This is a genomic window from Pilimelia columellifera subsp. columellifera (assembly GCF_039532605.1).
GTDB lineage: Bacteria > Actinomycetota > Actinomycetes > Mycobacteriales > Micromonosporaceae > Pilimelia > Pilimelia columellifera.
The window spans coordinates 1-532 of record NZ_BAAARY010000093.1; the positions used below are offsets into that span (position 1 = coordinate 1).

1 protein-coding gene is annotated in these 532 nt (G+C 64.8%); it reads left to right on the top strand.

Features of this window, described 5'->3' with window-relative positions:
• Positions 1 to 532: IS630 family transposase (locus tag ABD287_RS18480; protein ID WP_344174837.1), on the top strand; the 532-nt coding region annotated here is incomplete at its 5' end.

Consider the following 532-nt stretch of genomic DNA (forward strand, 5'->3'; position numbering starts at 1 on the left):
GGCCCTGGACCGGACCGCGCCGCTGTTGCCGATGCGGTTCGAGCAGGCCGAACGCCGCACCCACGACTACCGCAGGCACGGCACCACCACCCTGTTCGCGGCGCTGGAGGTCGCGACCGGGAAGATCACCGCGGACGCCTGCTACCAGCGGCACCGCAACACCGAGTTCTTGGCGTTCCTCAAGCAGGTCGCCAAGGCGCACCCGCGAGTTCAGTTGCACGTCGTGGCCGACAACTACGCCACCCACAACCACCCCAACGTGAAGGCCTGGCTGGCCAAGAACCCGCGGATCACCATGCATTTCACCCCGACCAGCGCGTCCTGGATGAACATGGTCGAAATCTTTTTCGGCATCATCACCCGCCAGGCCATCCGCCGCGGCACCTTCACTTCCGTGCCCGACCTGATCGCCGCGATCCGCGCGTTCATCGACGGCTACAACCAGCGCTGCGAACCGTTCCGCTGGACCAAAACCGCCGCCGACATCCTCACCAAAGCCAACCGTCAAAAGACCTCAGACACGCGATACTAG